The sequence below is a fragment of the Escherichia sp. XD33 genome (assembly GCF_019375075.1).
Lineage (GTDB): Bacteria > Pseudomonadota > Gammaproteobacteria > Enterobacterales > Enterobacteriaceae > Enterobacter > Enterobacter flexneri_A.
Genome location: NZ_JAENDM010000254.1, coordinates 1 through 736, shown reverse-complemented (window position 1 = coordinate 736; position 736 = coordinate 1). Strand labels below are relative to the sequence as shown.

Here is a 736-nt window from a genome sequence, read left to right as displayed (position 1 = left end):
ATGGTCGGGTCAATCCCGCCAGTATCCCAGCAGATACGGGATACCGACATTTCTGCACCATTCCGGCGGGTATAGGTTTTATTGATGGCCTCATCCACACGCAGCAGCGTCTGTTCATCATCGTGGCGGCCCATAATAATCTGCCGGTCAATCAGCCAGCTTTCCTCACCCGGCCCCCATCCCCATACTCGCATTTCGTAGCGGTCCAGCTGGGAGTCGATACCGGCGGTCAGGTAAGCCACACGGTCAGGAACGGGCGCTGAATAATGCTCTTTCCGCTCTGCCATCACTTCAGCATCCGGACGTTCGCCGATTTTCGCTTCCCACGTCTCACCGAGCGTGGTGTTCACGAAGGTTTTACGTTTTCCCGTATCCCCTTTCGTTTTCATCCAGTCTTTGACAATCTGCACCCAGGTGGTGAACGGGCTGTACGCTGTCCAGATGTGAAAGGTCACACTGTCAGGCGGCTCAATCTCTTCACCGGATGACGAAAACCAGAGAATGCCATCACGGGTCCAGATCCCGGTCTTTTCGCAGATATAACGGGCATCAGTGAAGTCCAGCTCCTGCTGACGGATGACGCAGGCATTATGCTCGCAGAGATAAAACACGCTAGCGGGATCATCCGGCGTCCATTTGAGGCCAAACGGCGTCTCTTTATCGCCAAATTTAAGGTACTGCTCCTCCCCGCAGTGCGGGCAGGCAACATGAAAACGCATAAAATGCGGGGATTCAC

The 736-nt window shown here is 54.6% G+C and carries 1 protein-coding gene; it reads right to left on the bottom strand.

The genetic code is table 11. The annotated features are described in order from the left end of the window. Positions 1-736: terminase gpA endonuclease subunit (locus tag K0778_RS28905; RefSeq protein ID WP_161997278.1), on the bottom strand; the 736-nt coding region annotated here is incomplete at both ends.